This is a genomic window from Aquincola sp. J276 (assembly GCF_024700035.1).
GTDB lineage: Bacteria > Pseudomonadota > Gammaproteobacteria > Burkholderiales > Burkholderiaceae_C > Aquincola > Aquincola tertiaricarbonis.
Window position 1 is genome coordinate 3,504,783 of the sequence record NZ_JAJONC010000001.1, and the last position, 13,805, is coordinate 3,518,587.

Annotated in this window: 19 protein-coding genes; 15 read left to right on the forward strand and 4 right to left on the reverse strand. The window is 69.1% G+C overall.

Annotation, left to right across the window (positions count from 1 at the left end; genetic code table 11):
• The first annotated feature begins 35 nt into the window (after window positions 1–35).
• The 13 genes from LRS14_RS16285 to tatC all read left to right on the forward strand — a co-directional run bounded on the left by LRS14_RS16285 (window position 36) and on the right by tatC (window position 7,121).
• Complete coding sequence (locus tag LRS14_RS16285) at window positions 36–422, forward strand: hypothetical protein (RefSeq protein WP_046111058.1); 387 nt, start codon at window positions 36–38, stop codon at window positions 420–422.
• 54 nt (window positions 423–476) lie between these two features.
• On the forward strand, window positions 477–1,199 hold the full coding sequence (locus LRS14_RS16290; protein WP_257800174.1) for a pyrimidine 5'-nucleotidase: 723 nt from the start codon (window positions 477–479) through the stop codon (window positions 1,197–1,199).
• 75 nt (window positions 1,200–1,274) lie between these two features.
• A complete protein-coding gene (slmA, locus tag LRS14_RS16295; RefSeq protein WP_046111060.1) occupies window positions 1,275–1,919 on the forward strand; it encodes a nucleoid occlusion factor SlmA in 645 nt (214 codons plus the stop codon).
• Between the two features lie 34 nt (window positions 1,920–1,953).
• A complete protein-coding gene (pdeM, locus tag LRS14_RS16300) occupies window positions 1,954–2,619 on the forward strand; it encodes a ligase-associated DNA damage response endonuclease PdeM (protein WP_257800175.1) in 666 nt (221 codons plus the stop codon).
• A 43-nt stretch (window positions 2,620–2,662) separates the two neighbouring features.
• Window positions 2,663–3,532, forward strand: coding sequence for an ATP-binding protein (locus LRS14_RS16305; RefSeq protein WP_257800176.1), 870 nt, complete (start codon window positions 2,663–2,665; stop codon window positions 3,530–3,532).
• Window positions 3,525–3,974 carry an NUDIX domain-containing protein gene (locus LRS14_RS16310; protein ID WP_257800499.1) on the forward strand — a complete coding sequence of 150 codons (450 nt, stop codon included), beginning with the start codon at window positions 3,525–3,527 and terminating at the stop codon, window positions 3,972–3,974. The genes LRS14_RS16305 and LRS14_RS16310 overlap by 8 nt, the downstream gene beginning before the upstream one ends.
• 9 nt (window positions 3,975–3,983) lie before the next feature.
• Window positions 3,984–4,373: a phosphoribosyl-AMP cyclohydrolase gene (hisI, locus tag LRS14_RS16315; RefSeq protein ID WP_257800177.1), complete on the forward strand. Its 390-nt coding sequence runs from the start codon at window positions 3,984–3,986 to the stop codon at window positions 4,371–4,373.
• On the forward strand, window positions 4,370–4,717 hold the full coding sequence (locus LRS14_RS16320; RefSeq protein ID WP_257800178.1) for a phosphoribosyl-ATP diphosphatase: 348 nt from the start codon (window positions 4,370–4,372) through the stop codon (window positions 4,715–4,717). Before hisI ends, LRS14_RS16320 begins: the two co-directional genes overlap by 4 nt.
• Window positions 4,718–4,738: 21 nt before the next feature.
• On the forward strand, window positions 4,739–5,125 hold the full coding sequence (locus LRS14_RS16325; RefSeq protein ID WP_232315234.1) for a hypothetical protein: 387 nt from the start codon (window positions 4,739–4,741) through the stop codon (window positions 5,123–5,125).
• Window positions 5,126–5,156: 31 nt separating this feature from the next.
• Complete coding sequence (locus LRS14_RS16330; protein WP_257800179.1) at window positions 5,157–5,504, forward strand: histidine triad nucleotide-binding protein; 348 nt, start codon at window positions 5,157–5,159, stop codon at window positions 5,502–5,504.
• A gap of 66 nt (window positions 5,505–5,570) precedes the next feature.
• A complete protein-coding gene (gene tatA, locus LRS14_RS16335) occupies window positions 5,571–5,813 on the forward strand; it encodes a Sec-independent protein translocase subunit TatA (RefSeq protein WP_257800180.1) in 243 nt (80 codons plus the stop codon).
• 37 nt (window positions 5,814–5,850) lie between these two features.
• Window positions 5,851–6,333, forward strand: a complete 483-nt coding sequence (tatB, locus tag LRS14_RS16340; protein ID WP_046111068.1) for a Sec-independent protein translocase protein TatB — start codon at window positions 5,851–5,853, stop codon at window positions 6,331–6,333.
• The gene (tatC, locus tag LRS14_RS16345) at window positions 6,330–7,121 is read left to right on the forward strand and encodes a twin-arginine translocase subunit TatC (RefSeq protein ID WP_046111069.1); all 792 of its coding nucleotides are present in this window, start codon (window positions 6,330–6,332) and stop codon (window positions 7,119–7,121) included. Before tatB ends, tatC begins: the two co-directional genes overlap by 4 nt.
• 24 nt (window positions 7,122–7,145) lie before the next feature.
• Here the strand turns inward: tatC and LRS14_RS16350 are convergent, their stop codons facing one another.
• On the reverse strand, window positions 7,146–8,315 hold the full coding sequence (locus tag LRS14_RS16350) for a trypsin-like peptidase domain-containing protein (RefSeq protein ID WP_046111070.1): 1,170 nt from the start codon (window positions 8,313–8,315) through the stop codon (window positions 7,146–7,148).
• Window positions 8,316–8,344: 29 nt separating this feature from the next.
• On the opposite strand from LRS14_RS16350, the gene LRS14_RS16355 reads away from it, so the two are divergent.
• The gene (locus LRS14_RS16355; RefSeq protein WP_257800181.1) at window positions 8,345–9,094 is read left to right on the forward strand and encodes a Nif3-like dinuclear metal center hexameric protein; all 750 of its coding nucleotides are present in this window, start codon (window positions 8,345–8,347) and stop codon (window positions 9,092–9,094) included.
• A 21-nt stretch (window positions 9,095–9,115) separates the two neighbouring features.
• Here LRS14_RS16355 and LRS14_RS16360 read toward each other — a convergent pair whose 3' ends face one another.
• The gene (locus LRS14_RS16360) at window positions 9,116–9,652 is read right to left on the reverse strand and encodes an outer membrane beta-barrel protein (protein ID WP_046111072.1); all 537 of its coding nucleotides are present in this window, start codon (window positions 9,650–9,652) and stop codon (window positions 9,116–9,118) included.
• 123 nt (window positions 9,653–9,775) lie between these two features.
• On the opposite strand from LRS14_RS16360, the gene pdxA reads away from it, so the two are divergent.
• The gene (gene pdxA, locus LRS14_RS16365; RefSeq protein WP_046111073.1) at window positions 9,776–10,786 is read left to right on the forward strand and encodes a 4-hydroxythreonine-4-phosphate dehydrogenase PdxA; all 1,011 of its coding nucleotides are present in this window, start codon (window positions 9,776–9,778) and stop codon (window positions 10,784–10,786) included.
• A gap of 26 nt (window positions 10,787–10,812) precedes the next feature.
• Here the strand turns inward: pdxA and LRS14_RS16370 are convergent, their stop codons facing one another.
• Window positions 10,813–13,158, reverse strand: coding sequence for a DUF1631 domain-containing protein (locus LRS14_RS16370; RefSeq protein ID WP_257800182.1), 2,346 nt, complete (start codon window positions 13,156–13,158; stop codon window positions 10,813–10,815).
• A gap of 104 nt (window positions 13,159–13,262) precedes the next feature.
• Complete coding sequence (gene mscL / locus LRS14_RS16375) at window positions 13,263–13,697, reverse strand: large conductance mechanosensitive channel protein MscL (protein WP_046111074.1); 435 nt, start codon at window positions 13,695–13,697, stop codon at window positions 13,263–13,265.
• Window positions 13,698–13,805 lie beyond the last annotated feature (108 nt).

Sequence of the window (13,805 nt, forward strand, 5' to 3'; positions counted from 1 at the left end):
CCTTCCCATCGACAACGTTTATGGAAGGAACTGACATGAAGACCCGTTTCATCGCTGCTGCGTCGCTGGCTGCCCTCCTGGCCTCGGGTGGCGCATTCGCCCAGTCTGACGTCTCCCGTGTCGACATCACCGGCCGCAATACCACTTCGGCCTGGAACAACGGTGACACCAACGGCAACAAGGAGCCGGCAAGCTACAGCAACGCCGTCAGCCGCAGCGAAGTGGTGGCGCAGACCCGCGCCGCCATGGCCGCCGGCGACCGCTTCGCCATCGGCGACACCTATGGCCAGCAACTGGGCCAGCGCTTCCAGCAGCCCGAGTTGAACCAGGTGGCCGGCACCAAGAGCCGCGACCAGGTGCGTGCCGAGGCCATCAGCGCCATGCGCAACGACCAGATCGTCGACGGCGACACCAACAGCTAAGGCGTCAGCCCGCTGCGCCGGATGGCCGGCGGGCCTCATGCGACGATCTGCCGCATGACCGCCCGCTGCCTCTGGCTTTTTGATCTCGACGACACGCTTCACGACGCAGGCGCCTTCGTCTTTGGCGCCCTGCATGAATCCATGGGTGCCTACGTGCAACGGGAGTTGCGCGTGCCGCCCGAGGAGGCCGACCGCCTGCGCCGCCTTTATTGGCTGCGCTACGGCGCCACGCTGCTGGGGCTGGTGAAGCACCACGGCGTCAAGCCCGCGCACTTCCTGCACGAGACGCACCTGCTGCCCGACCTGGAGCAGCGCATCAATGGGCACCGCCATGACCTCGCGGTGCTGCGCCGCCTGCCCGGACGCAAGATCATCCTCACCAATGCGCCGCGCGCCTATGCCATGCGGGTGCTGCAGGCGCTGGGCATTGCGCGTTGGTTCGACGCGGTGGTCACGATCGAGGACATGGCCATGTTCGGCCACCTGCGCCCCAAGCCCGATGCGCGCATGCTGCGGGCGCTGGCCGCCCGGCTGCGGGTGCCGCCGTCGCGCTGCATCCTGGTGGAAGACACGCTGCAGCATCAGAAGGCCGCGCGCAGCATCGGCATGCACACGGTGTGGATGCAGCGCTTCGGCCGGCGGGGCTCGCCGGTGCGTGCCCGCCGCCAGCGCTGGACCATGCAACCGGCCTACGTGGACCGCACCATCGGCCGCCTGGCGCAGCTGCTGCCGGCTGGAAAACACTGGCCGACGTCACTTGGCAACCCATTGAAGTGAGTGCTTCTGGGGAGGGTGAGTAATTGTTTCTGCATGCAAGAATCGACGGAACCGTTGACTCTTTCGCACTTCGCGATGTCAGATTTTTCGTCGATCCCGGAGAACGACCGGCTGGAGTCCAACGGCGGCTCGCCGGCGCGCAAGCGACCCAAGCCTGGTGAGCGCCGGGTGCAGATCCTAGAAACCCTCGCCCAGATGCTGGAGCAGCCAGGCGCCGAGCGTGTGACCACGGCGGCGCTCGCGTCGCGGCTGGAGGTGAGCGAAGCCGCCCTCTACCGTCACTTCGCCAGCAAGGCGCAGATGTTCGAGGCGCTGATCGACTTCATCGAAAGCAGCGTGTTCACCCTGGTCACACAGATCGTCGAGCGCGAGCCGCAAGGCCAGGTGCAGGCGCACCGCAGCGTCGCCGTGCTGCTGCAGTTCGCCGAGAAGAACCCCGGCATGGTCCGCGTGATGGTGGGCGATGCGCTGGTGTTCGAGAACGAACGCCTGGCCACCCGCATGAACCAGTTCTTCGACCGGCTGGAGTCCATGCTGCGCCAGAGCCTGCGCGGCGCGGCCGAAAACGCCGGCTCCAACACGCCCACGGTGGACGGGCAGGTGCGTGCCTCGGTGCTCACCGCGTTCGCCATCGGCCGGCTGCATCGGTATGCGCGCTCGGGCTTCAAGCGCCAGCCCACCGAGCACCTGGAAGCTTCGCTGCAGATGCTGGCCTGCTGAGGCCACGTCCGGCCGGGCTGCTACCGTAGCGGCCATGCTGGACCTCACCTGGGGCGGCGAAACGCTGCGCCTGCTGCCGCAAAAGGCGGCCCTCCTTCCCGACCACCACATGCTGCTCATCGCCGATGCCCACATCGGCAAGGCGGTGAGCTTCCGCCGCCTGGGCGTGCCGGTGCCGCGAGGCACCACCACCGACAACCTGCAGCGGCTGGACGAACTGCTGGGCCTGCACCCGGTGGCCCACGTCGTGTTCCTGGGCGACCTGCTGCATTCGGCGCATGCCCATGCCGCGCCCACGCTGGCTGCCTTCGGCGCCTGGCGCGAGCGGCACGCCCGGCTCGAGATCACCCTGGTGCGGGGCAACCACGACGACCGCGCCGGCGATCCGCCGCCGTGGCTGGGCATCCGCTGCGTGGACGAGCCGCTGCCGCTGGGCGGCCTGGCTTTGTGCCATCACCCGCAGCCGCGGCCGGGCCGGCAGGTGGTGGCCGGCCACCTGCATCCTGGCGCCCGGCTGGGCCGCGGCCTGGACCGGGTGCGCGTGCCATGCTTCCACTTCCGCGCTGGCGTGGCGGTGATGCCGGCGTTCGGCAGCTTCACCGGGCTGCATCCGGTGGAATGCCAGCCGGGCGACCGGCTGGTGGCAGTGGCCGACGGGCAGCTGTTCGACGTGCCCAATCGCCTGGTGCCTGCTCGCTAAACTGGCCGGCTTGGCCGCGCGCCGGCTGTTGCCTTCCCCGCCCATGTCCACCGACCTCGAACGACTGATGCAGCGCGCCGATGCGCTGCTGGCCCGCCTGGAAGCGGTGCTGCCGCTGCCGCCCGCCGCCCCCGACTGGTCAGCAGCCATCGCCTGGCGCTATCGCAAGCGGCGTGGCGCCGGTGTGCTGGAGCCGGTGCGGCATGTGTCCACCATCCGCCTGTCAGACCTGCAGGAAATCGACGGGCAGAAGGAGCGGCTCGTGCGCAACACCCGTCAGTTCGTCGAAGGCCGGGCGGCGAACAACGTGCTGCTGACCGGAGCCCGCGGCACCGGCAAGAGCTCGCTGGTGAAGGCCTGCCTGAACGAGTTCTCCGGCCGCGGCCTGCGCCTGATCGAGGTGGACAAGGCCGACATGGTCGACCTGCCCGACCTCGTGGACCTGGTGGGCGATCGCCCCGAGCGCTTCATCGTCTTCTGCGACGATCTCAGCTTCGACGAGGGCGAACCGGGCTACAAGGCGCTGAAGTCCATGCTCGACGGCTCGGTGGCCCAGGCCAGCGACAACGTGCTGATCTATGCCACCAGCAACCGCCGTCACCTGCTGCCCGAGTACATGAAGGAGAACCTCAGCTACACCCACACCGAGGACGGCGAGGTGCATCCCGGCGAGGTGGTCGAAGAGAAGATCTCCCTGTCCGAGCGTTTCGGCCTGTGGGTCAGCTTCTATCCGTTCAGCCAGGCCGAATACCTGGCCATCGTCGGCCAGTGGCTGCAGCACTTCGGCATCGCGCCCGAGCGCATCGAGGCCGCGCGGCCGCAGGCGCTGGTGTGGGCCCTGGAACGCGGCTCCCGCTCCGGCCGGGTGGCCTACCAGTTCGCCCGCGACTTCTCGGGGCGTGACGATGCCTGACGAGCCGCAGCAGGGTGCCGACCGCACGCCGGTGGACGTGGCCGTGGGCGTGCTGATCGACGCCGACGGGCGCTTCCTGCTCACCTCGCGCCCGCAGGGCAAGGTGTACGCCGGGTACTGGGAATTCCCGGGCGGCAAGCTGGAGGCGGGCGAGTCGGTCGAGCAGGCGCTGCGGCGCGAGCTGATCGAGGAACTGGGCATCACCATCGGCCCGGTGCACCCCTGGCGTGTGGAGATCGTCGACTATGAACATGCCCGCGTGCGACTGCATTTCTGCAAGGTGTTCGACTGGCGCGGCGAGTTCGAGATGCGCGAGGCGCAGCAGATGGCCTGGAACCAGCTGCCGGTGCAGGTGCAGCCGGTGCTGCCGGGCACGGTGCCGGTGCTGCAATGGTTCGCGCAGGAGCGCGGCTTCACCGGGCCCACCCACCCCGCGCCGTAAACTGCAGTCATGGACTGGCTGGACAGCATCAAGTGGGACCGCGACGGGCTGGTGCCCGTCATCGCGCAGGAGCACGGCAGCAAGGACGTGCTGATGTTCGCCTTCATGAACCGGGAGGCCCTGGCCCGCACGGCGGCGCTGGGCGAGGCGGTGTACTGGAGCCGCTCCCGCCAGCGCCTGTGGCACAAGGGCGAGGAATCCGGCCACATCCAGAAGGTGCACGCCCTGCGGCTGGACTGCGACAACGACGTAGTGCTGATGGAGGTGACCCAGCAGGGCCACACTCCCGGCATCGCCTGCCACACCGGGCGCCACTCCTGCTTCTTCCAGCGGCTGGAGGACGGCGAGTGGAAAAGCGTCGATCCGGTCTTGAAAGACCCCGAAAGCATCTACAAATGAGCGGTAACGACACGTTGGCGCGGCTGGCCGAAGTCATCGAACTGCGCAAGGGCGCCAGTCCCGACACCAGCTACGTGGCGCGCCTGTTCCACAAGGGTACCGACGCCATCCTGAAGAAGATCGGCGAAGAAGCCACTGAAACCGTGATGGCGGCCAAGGACGGCGACCGCCAGAAGATCGTCTACGAGGTGGCCGACCTGTGGTTCCACTCCATGGTGGCGCTGGCGGCCTTCGATTTGAAGCCGGCCGATGTGCTGGCCGAACTCGAACGGCGCGAAGGGCTCTCAGGCTTGGAAGAGTTCGCGCTGCGCAAGGTGCAGCAGCGCGAGAACACCGGCGAATAGCCCTTTGCAGGAGGTAGTCCCGTGAGCCCGATCGTCGACGTCATGCCCGATCTGCAGCGCGAGCGTTCGCTGCGCAACATCGGCCACATCAGCTATGCGCTGCATGCCATCGTCGCGGTGGGCGCGGTGCTGCCGGCCTTCCAGCCGACGGTGCTGTTGCTGGTGGCGGCCTTCATCCTCGACCTGGTCAAGCGCAACGACGCCGACGGCACCTGGCAGGAGTCGCACTTCCGCTGGCGCATCCGCAGCGTGCTGTGGGCGGCCGGCCTGTACCTCGTCACGGCACCGCTGTGGCTGCTGTTCTTCGTGCCCGGGTGGATCGCCTGGGGCCTGATCTCCATCTGGTTCCTGTACCGCGTCATCCGCGGCTGGCTGGCGCTGGCCGATGGCCGGCCGATGCCGAACTGAACCCTACTTCCCGCAACGCCGAGCCCCGCGCATGCACAGCGACCCGAACTGCATCTTCTGCAAGATCGCCGCCGGACAGATCCCGGCCCGCAAGGTCCATGAGGACGACGAGCTGATCGCCTTCCATGACATTGCGCCGTGGGCGCCGGTGCATGTGCTCATCGTGCCCAAGGAGCACATCGGCTCGATGATGGAGGTAACGGAAGCACACCAGGCGCTGCTGGGCCGGATGATGGTGCTCAGCGTGAAGCTGATGCGCGAATTGGGCGTGACCAACGGTTACCGCCACGTGATCAACACCGGTGCGGACGGCGGCCAGGAAGTGCCGCACCTGCACCTGCATGCAATGGGCGGTCCGCGCCCTTGGAACAAGGGCTGAACCCCCACGCCAAGGCTGTCATGGCCGCCCCCCTAGAATCGTTGGATTCCCTCGAAGGAGATTGATATGGGTTCGTTCAGCATCTGGCATTGGCTGATCGTGTTGTTGGTGGTCGTGTTGATCTTCGGTACTAAGAAGCTGAAGAACATGGGCTCCGACCTCGGCGGTGCGGTCAAGGGTTTCAAGGACGGCGTGCGCGGTGGCTCCGAAGGCATCGACGGCACCGACGTGCCGCCGCAGCAGGTGGGCACGCAACGCAGCGCGGCCGACCCGCACACGGTCGACGTCGAAGCCAAGCGCAAGTCCTGAGGCGGCGTTGCCTTGAAGTTGCCTGCATGAGCGCTGCATGATCGATTTCGGTTTCGACAAGCTCGCGTTGATCGGCGCGGTGGCCTTGATCGTCATCGGCCCCGAGCGCCTGCCGAAGGTGGCCCGCACCGTGGGCCACTTCGTCGGCAAGGCGCAGCGCTACGTGGCCGAGGTGAAGGCCGAGGTCAACCGGTCGATCGAGCTCGATGAGCTGAAGAAGATGAAGACGCAGTTCGAGGACGCGGCGCGCAACGTCGAGCAGACGGTGCACACCGAGTTCAACCAGCACACGACCGACCTCCAGCGCGACTGGGACGATGCCGCCACCGCCGGCCTGGCGCCCGCGGTGGGCACCGAGCCGCTGAGCACGCCGGTGCCCGAGTACCGGCATCCGCGCAAGAACTGGCGGCTCAAGCGGGGTGCGGTGCCCCAGTGGTACAAGCAGAAGGCCGGCATCCGCACCAAGGCGCAGTCGGGCGCGGCCCGGGTGGCCCGCCACCGGCCGAAACGCTGGTCATGAGCGCCGAAGAGAAAGACGAACTCGAAGGCACCGAACAGCCCTTCGTGTCGCATCTGGTCGAGCTGCGCGACCGCCTGATCCGGGCGCTGATCGCGGTGGGCGTGGTGTTCGGCGCGCTTTGCCTGTGGCCCGGGCCCGGCGGCCTCTACGACCTGCTGGCCGCGCCGTTGGTGTCCACCCTGCCGGTGGGCGCCACGCTGATCGCCACCAACGTGATCTCGCCGTTCGTGGTGCCGCTGAAGATCACGCTGATGGCGGCCTTCCTGATCGCGCTGCCGGTGGTGCTGTGGCAGGTGTGGGCCTTCGTCGCGCCCGGCCTGTACTCGCACGAGAAGAAGCTGGTGCTGCCGCTGGTGGTGTCGAGCACGCTGCTGTTCTTCGTGGGCGTAGCCTTCTGCTACTTCTTCGTGTTCGGCCAGGTGTTCAAGTTCATCCAGAGCTTCGCACCCAAGAGCATCACCGCCGCGCCTGACATCGAGGCGTACCTCAGCTTCGTGCTGACGATGTTCATCGCCTTTGGCACCGCGTTCGAGGTGCCGATCGTGGTCATCGTGCTGGCGCGGATGGGTCTGGTCAGCATCGAGAAGCTGAAGGCCTTCCGCGGCTACTTCATCGTGCTGGCCTTCATCATCGCCGCGGTGATCACGCCGCCCGACGTGGTGTCGCAGCTGGCGCTGGCCGTGCCCATGTGCCTGCTGTACGAGCTGGGCATCTGGGCGGCGCAGGTGTTCATCAAGCACACCCAGGCGCCGGACGCCGACGCCGAGAGCAAGACCTCCGCGAGCTGACGCGTGGGGCGTGCGCCGACGGGCTCAGCGCCCGGCCGGCCGCGCGCGTGGACGCTGGGCCACGCGCACGTTCACATCCACCGACTGCCTGCCGCGCTGCACGCCGATGCCCACCAGGGTGTCGGGCTTCAGCGACGCCACCGCGCCCAGCAGCTGCTGGGTGTTGGTGACGGCCCGGCCGTCCACGCTCACCACCACGTCGCCGGGGCGGATGCCACCCTGGCTGGCCGGGCCGTCCTGCAGCACGCCGGTGATCAGCACGCCTTCGGTCACCGGCAGCTGGAAGGTCTCGGCGATTTCCGGGGTGAGGTCGCGCGGCTCCACGCCGATCCAGCCGCGGGTCACGCTGCCGTCGCGGATCAGGCTTTCCATCACCTGTCGGGCGGAGTCGGCCGGGATGGCGAAGCCGATGCCCAGGCTGCCGCCGCTGCGCGAGAAGATGGCGGTGTTGATGCCCACCAGATTGCCGTTGACGTCCACCAGCGCGCCGCCGGAATTGCCGGGGTTGATGGCCGCATCGGTCTGGATGAAGTTCTCGAAGGTGTTGATGCCGAGCCGGCTGCGGCCCAGTGCGCTCACGATGCCGGAGGTGACCGTCTGCCCGACCGCGAACGGATTGCCGATGGCCAGCACGATGTCGCCCACCTGCAATTCGTCCACGCGGCCGAAGGTGACCGCGGGCAGCTTGTCCAGCGTGATCTTGAGCACCGCCACGTCGGTCTCCGGGTCGGCACCGATGACCTGGGCCGAGGCCTGGCGGCCGTCGGCCAGCTGCACCTCGATCTCGCTGGCGCCGTCGATCACGTGGTTGTTGGTGAGCAGGTAGCCCTCCGGCGACACGATGACGCCCGAGCCGAGGCCGCGCTGCGGTTCAGGCCGCTGGGGGCCGTTGCCCTCGCGAAAGAAGAAGCGGAACCAGGGGTCGTCGGCGTGCGGATTGCGCTGCGGCGCGCGCATGGCGGTGACACTGACCACCGAGGGCGACGCCTTGCGCGCGGCGGTGCTGTAGCCGGCCATCGGCGCGCTGGCGGGCAGGGCCGAGGCCACCGGCGCGCTGACGATGGACACGATCTCCGGCAGCAACGGCTGGCCGGGGCGGCGCGAGAGCCAATCAGGCTTGAGCGTGGCCACCACGAACAGCATGGCCAGCGACACCGTCACCGCCTGCGAGAAAATCAGCCAGGTTCTACGCATGCAAGATGCAACAGGAAAAGGGGCGAGAGATGGTCCAGCGCGTTGAGGTCGAAGCCTATCTGGGCCGTCTGCTGGCCGTGGACCGCTTCAAGGATTATGGGCCGAACGGTCTGCAGGTCGAGGGCGCCGGCGAGGTGCGCCGCATCGTCTCCGGCGTCACGGCCAGCCTGGCGCTGATCGACGCCGCGATCGAGGACGGAGCCGACACGATCCTGGTGCACCACGGCCTGTTCTGGCGTGGCCAGGATGGCCGGCTCACCGGCTGGCTGAAGGCCCGGGTGCAGCGGCTGATGGCGCACGGCATCAACCTGTTCGCCTACCACCTGCCACTGGATGCCCATGCCGAGCTGGGCAACAACGCGCAGCTGGGGCTGCAGCTGGGCCTGGTGGCCAACGCGCGCTTCGGCGAGCAGGATCTGGGCTTCATCGGCACCGCCAACGGCCTGGACAGCGCGCAGGCGCTGGCCCTGCGTGCCGAGGCGGCGCTCGGCCGCCGGCCGCTGCTGCTGCCGGGCGACGGCCGCCCGCTGGCGCGCGTGGCCTGGTGCACCGGCGGGGCGCAGGGCTACTTTGAGGCGGCCATCGCCGCCGGCGCCGATGCCTTCGTCACCGGGGAGATCTCGGAGCCGCAGGCCCACATCTCGCGCGAGACGGGCGTGGCCTTCCTGGCCTGCGGCCACCATGCCACCGAGCGCTTCGGCGCGCCCGCGGTGGCCGCGCACCTGGCGCAGACCTACGGCCTGCAGCACCGGTTCATCGAGATCGACAACCCGGCCTGAAGGCCGCCGGCCGGCGCGGCGTCAGAACGAGACGTTCAGGCCGATGGAGTACTGGTCGGTGTTGCTCTTGCGGTCGAACGCATCCAGGCGGTAGCGCTCCCACTCGCCGCGGATGGCCATGGTCTGCGACAGGTTGTACTGCACGCCCAGGCCCACCTTCGGCACGGTGCTGCGGTCGTCGTCGCCGCCGGCGCGGGTCTTGACGCTGGCCACGCCCAGCTTGGCGAGGGCCGTCCAGTCGGTGGCAAACGGCAGCATGCCCACCGCATCCAGGCCCACGCCGTCCGCCTTGGCGTCGCCGTTGCTGCCGCTCAGGCGGCCCAGGCGGAAGGCGCTGGCTTCCACCGCGAAGTTGGGATGCAGCTGCCAGCCGCCATACACCTTCAGGCCGGTGCCGGAAGAATCGCCGGACACGCCATTGATGCTGTTGGCGTTCCAGTCCGGCTTGGCCACCGAGCCGCCGACGTACAGGCCTTCGGCCATGGCGGGCAGCGCCGCAGCACTGGCCAGGGCGGCCACCAGGGCCAGGCGGGCGGGGTTGTTCAGCTTCGACTTCATGCTCTTGTTTCCTCTTCAACCAGGGCCGGCGGATGCCGGCGTGACCCCATGCTGGAAGCCGCGGGTGAAGGAGGTGCCGTTCCAAGCGTGAAATGTTGTTGCGGGCCGGCCACAATCCCGACCATGTTTGCGCCCTCGCTTCCTCTGCTCGTCACCCTGGGTGATGCCTGCGGCATCGGCCCCGAGATCGTCGCCAAGGCCTTCTTGCAAGGCGAACTGCACGATGCGGTGGTGGTGGGCGATGCCGGCGTGCTGCGCCGGGCGCTGGCCGCGCTGGGCCGCCCGGCGCCGCTTGCGCTGCTGCAATCGCCACTGGACCATGCGCACTGCCCGCCGGGCTGCCTGCCGCTGCTGGCTGGCGGCGGCGATGCGGCGCTGGCCGCACTGCCCTGGGGCACCATCGACCCCCGCGCCGGCGCGGCCGCGGCGCGGTGGATCGAGCAGGCGGTGCGAGCAGTGCAGCAGGGCCAGGCACGGGCCGTGGTCACCGCGCCCATCCACAAGGAAGCGCTGAGCGCCGCCGGCGTGCCCTACCCGGGCCACACCGAGATGCTGCAGGCGCTGGCGGCCGGCCCCGACGGCAGCCTGCCGCCGGTGCGCATGATGCTGGCCAACCCGGAGCTGAAGGTGGTGCTGGTCACCATCCACGTGGCCTTGCGGCGGGCGCTGGAGCTGTTGGATTTCGACGCGGTGCTGTCCACCGTGCGCATCGCCCACCGGGCTGCGGCGGCCTGGGGCCAGCCGGCGCCGCGCATCGCGGTGGCCGGGCTCAATCCGCACGCCGGAGAGGGCGGCCTGTTCGGCGACGAGGAGCTGCGCTACATCGGCCCCGCGGTGCAGGCGGCGCGGGCCGAGGGCATCGACGCGCAGGGGCCGTTCCCGCCCGACACGGTCTTCATGCGGGCGCGCCAGGGCGCCTTCGACCTGGTGGTGGCGATGACCCACGACCATGGCCTGATCCCGGTGAAGTATCTGGGCGTGGAGGAGGGCGTCAACGTCACGCTGGGCCTGCCCTTCGTGCGCACCAGCCCGGACCACGGCACCGCCTTCGACATCGCCGGCCGCGGCCTGGCCGATGCCTCCAGCCTGGTGACGGCGGTGCGCATGGCGCGCCAGCTCAGTGCAGGCGGATGAGTGCGGGCGGCTGAGTGCGGGCGGCGTCAGTGCCGCAGCGTGGGGGCCGGCCGCAGCGCGGCCAGCTGCTTGCGCGCGCGGGCGGTGGCGCGCTCGATCAGGAAGGCGTTCTCGAACGCCCGGAAGCGGCCCGCCTCGCACAGCCGGTGCAGCATGCGCGAGGTGAGCGACACCGTCTTGTGGTGCTTGCCGCCGCTGGTGAACACGAAGAACGCCCGGCCCGGGCTCACGTAGTTCAGCTTGACCTTCTGCCACTGCTCGTCCACCAGCATCTGGTAGGCGAAGCCCAGCTGCACATGGTCGGCCAGTGAAGCGCCGCGGCTGGGCTCCACTGGCTCGGGCGGCGGCAGGCCGTCCAGGCGGATATCCACCGCGCTGATCTCCGGCTCGACGTTGAGGTCGATGTCGACGCTGCGCTGCCAGTTGACGGCATGTTCCTGCACCAGGCCGATCTGCGCCGCCTCGTCCTCGCTGAAATGCACCTGGTCCACCGCGTCGTTCAGCACCGGCAGCGTGCTGCCCGCGGCCAAGCGCGGCAGCGGCATGGCAAACACCGCATCCAGCTGCTTGACCATCAGGTTGTAGTCCAGCGGGCGGAGCGACTGGCCCTTGAGGGACTCGGCATGCGCCGGCAGCAGCTCGGAGAAGAAGGACTTCTTGGCCGGCTCCGGCCAGCCGATCATCGCCAGGCCGTGGTTCAGGTCCTTCATCAGCTGCGGCAGCGTCATCAGGAAGTTCTTGCGGTCGCCGGGCGTGCCCTTGGGCTGCACGCTCATCACCACGTCGCGCGCGGCACGCTTCAGCCGCTGCGCCAGCTCGCCGGCCTCGCCGCCGCGGCGGGCGGCCTGCACCAGCGCCTGGCTCCACACCTGGGCCAGGAAGTCGCGCAGGAAGGCGGGCATCTCCACCACCGCCAGCGCCGTCTGCAGCTGCCGCATGTACTGCTGCTGCACCCGCAGGTCCTGTTCCTTGGCCTCCACCAGCTGCGGGGCATTGCTGCCCTGGTCCTGCACTTCCTGCCGGGCCTGGCTGGCGATGAAGGCTTCCAGCGCGCCCAGCTTCTGCTCGTAGACCTCCATCTGGTCGAAGTCGCCGTCGACGATCTCCTGCACCAGCGCGCGCACCAGGCCCAGGAACTCCTGCCCGGGGCCGCCGGCCAGGTCGTCGAAGGCGCAGGCCAGCGACGCGATGCGGTTGACGAAGCGGCGCACCGGATGCCGGCGCGAGGAGAAGAAGCTGGGGTCGCCCAGGGCCACGCGCAGCACCGGCAGCTGCAGCCGTGCGATCTGGCGGGCCATCTGCGGTGGCACCTTGGGGTCCGACAGGATCTGCTCGAACAGGCTGCCCACCACGTCGATCACCATGTGGTCGAGGCGGCCGGTGGAGGCCTGCCGCAGCTCGTCCCGGTGGGCGTAGATCAGGTTGGGTGCCGGGCCGCTGCCGGAGCTGGCGAAACCGGAAGCGTGGCCGCCCCGCCGCGCGGCGGCCTCCTCGTGCAGCGGCAGGCCTCCACCGCCACCGCCACCGCCGGAGGACGCCAGCTGGCGGATCAGCGACATCAGTTGCACGTCCACATGCCCGAACGGCGTGCCGGGCCGCTGCGCGGGGGCCGCCGGCCTGCCACCCATGGCGGCACCCGCCGGCGCAGGCGTCTCGGCCAGCGGCGCGCCGCGGCTGGCGCCGCCGTCGTAGCCCGAGGTGTTGAAGCCCATGTCGTTGCCCGGACCCTGCGTGCTGCGCACGGCCAGGCTCACCGGCTGCACGCCGGCGTCGCGCATGGCGCTCACGATGTCGCCGTACACGCGGGGCATCAGGTCGGCCAGGCTGCGTCCCAGCTCGATGCCCAGCAGCTTGCGCACTTCGGGCCGCTCGGAGATGGCCTCCACCCCGGCCAGCAGCGCCTTGCCCACCAGCTCGGGCCGCAGGGGGTTGCGTTCGTGGTCCGGGCGGCCCAGCTGCAGCAGCGAGCCGACGTAGGCATCCAGCTCCCGCAGCTCCCACTCGCAGGCGTGCTGGATCACCAGCCCGAAGCGGTCGGCGTTGATGCTGGCCTCCACCTCGTGGTCGTCCACCAGGCTCAGCGCCTCCCAGGGTGTGTTGGTGGAGCTGCGCGGGGCCGCATGACGCGGCGCGGTCTCGCGCTGCACCTGCTGGTCCAGCGATTCGTTGAACGCATGCACGAAGGCGGCCTGGCGACGGTTCAGCTCGAACTGGGCGGCCAGGAAGTCGTCCCGCTCATGGATCTTCAGGCTGGACAGCGCGGCCAGCCCAAGGCTGTCCACGCAGCGCTGCGCCGCCTCGCGGGCGGCGTGCTTGATGCGGAGTGCCGCGGCCTGGAGCGCGGCGTCGGGACGCGGGAGTGGCGAATTCATGATGCGCACGGCGACCGGGTTGGAGGGGCGGCAGCGACCGCTTCGGTCGGGCGCCCCATGCCCCGGTTATCGACAAGTATGGGCGCAAATTCAGCGCCCGCCGTTCAGCGCTTGAGGCTGTCGCGGATCTCGCGCAGCAGCTTCACGTCCTCGGGTTCCGGCGCCGGCTCGGTGGGAGCGGGCGGCTCTGCCAGCCGCAGCCGGTTGATCTGCTTGACCATGATGAAGATGACGAAGGCCAGGATGAGGAAGTTCAGTGCCACCGTCAGGAAGTTGCCGTAGCCCAGTAGCGGCACGCCGGCCTTGGTGAGCGCCTCGTAGGTCATCGGTCCGGTGTAGCCCGCAGGTGGGCTGGCCAGCATCAGGAAGTAGTTGGAAAAGTCGAGTCCGCCGACCAGCCGGCCGACCACAGGCATGATGACGTCCTTGACCAGGGAATCGACGATCTTGCTGAAGGCGGCCCCGATGATCACGCCCACGGCCAGATCGACCACGTTGCCCTTGACTGCAAAAGCCTTGAACTCGCTGACGAAACTCATGGGGTTCTCTCCTGTGTGTGTTGCGCGCCTGTACCCGGCGCTATGGGATGCGGCCGGAGTATTGCCCAAGGCGATTGCTGTGCGGACCGTCGGGAAAGGCCTACAGCG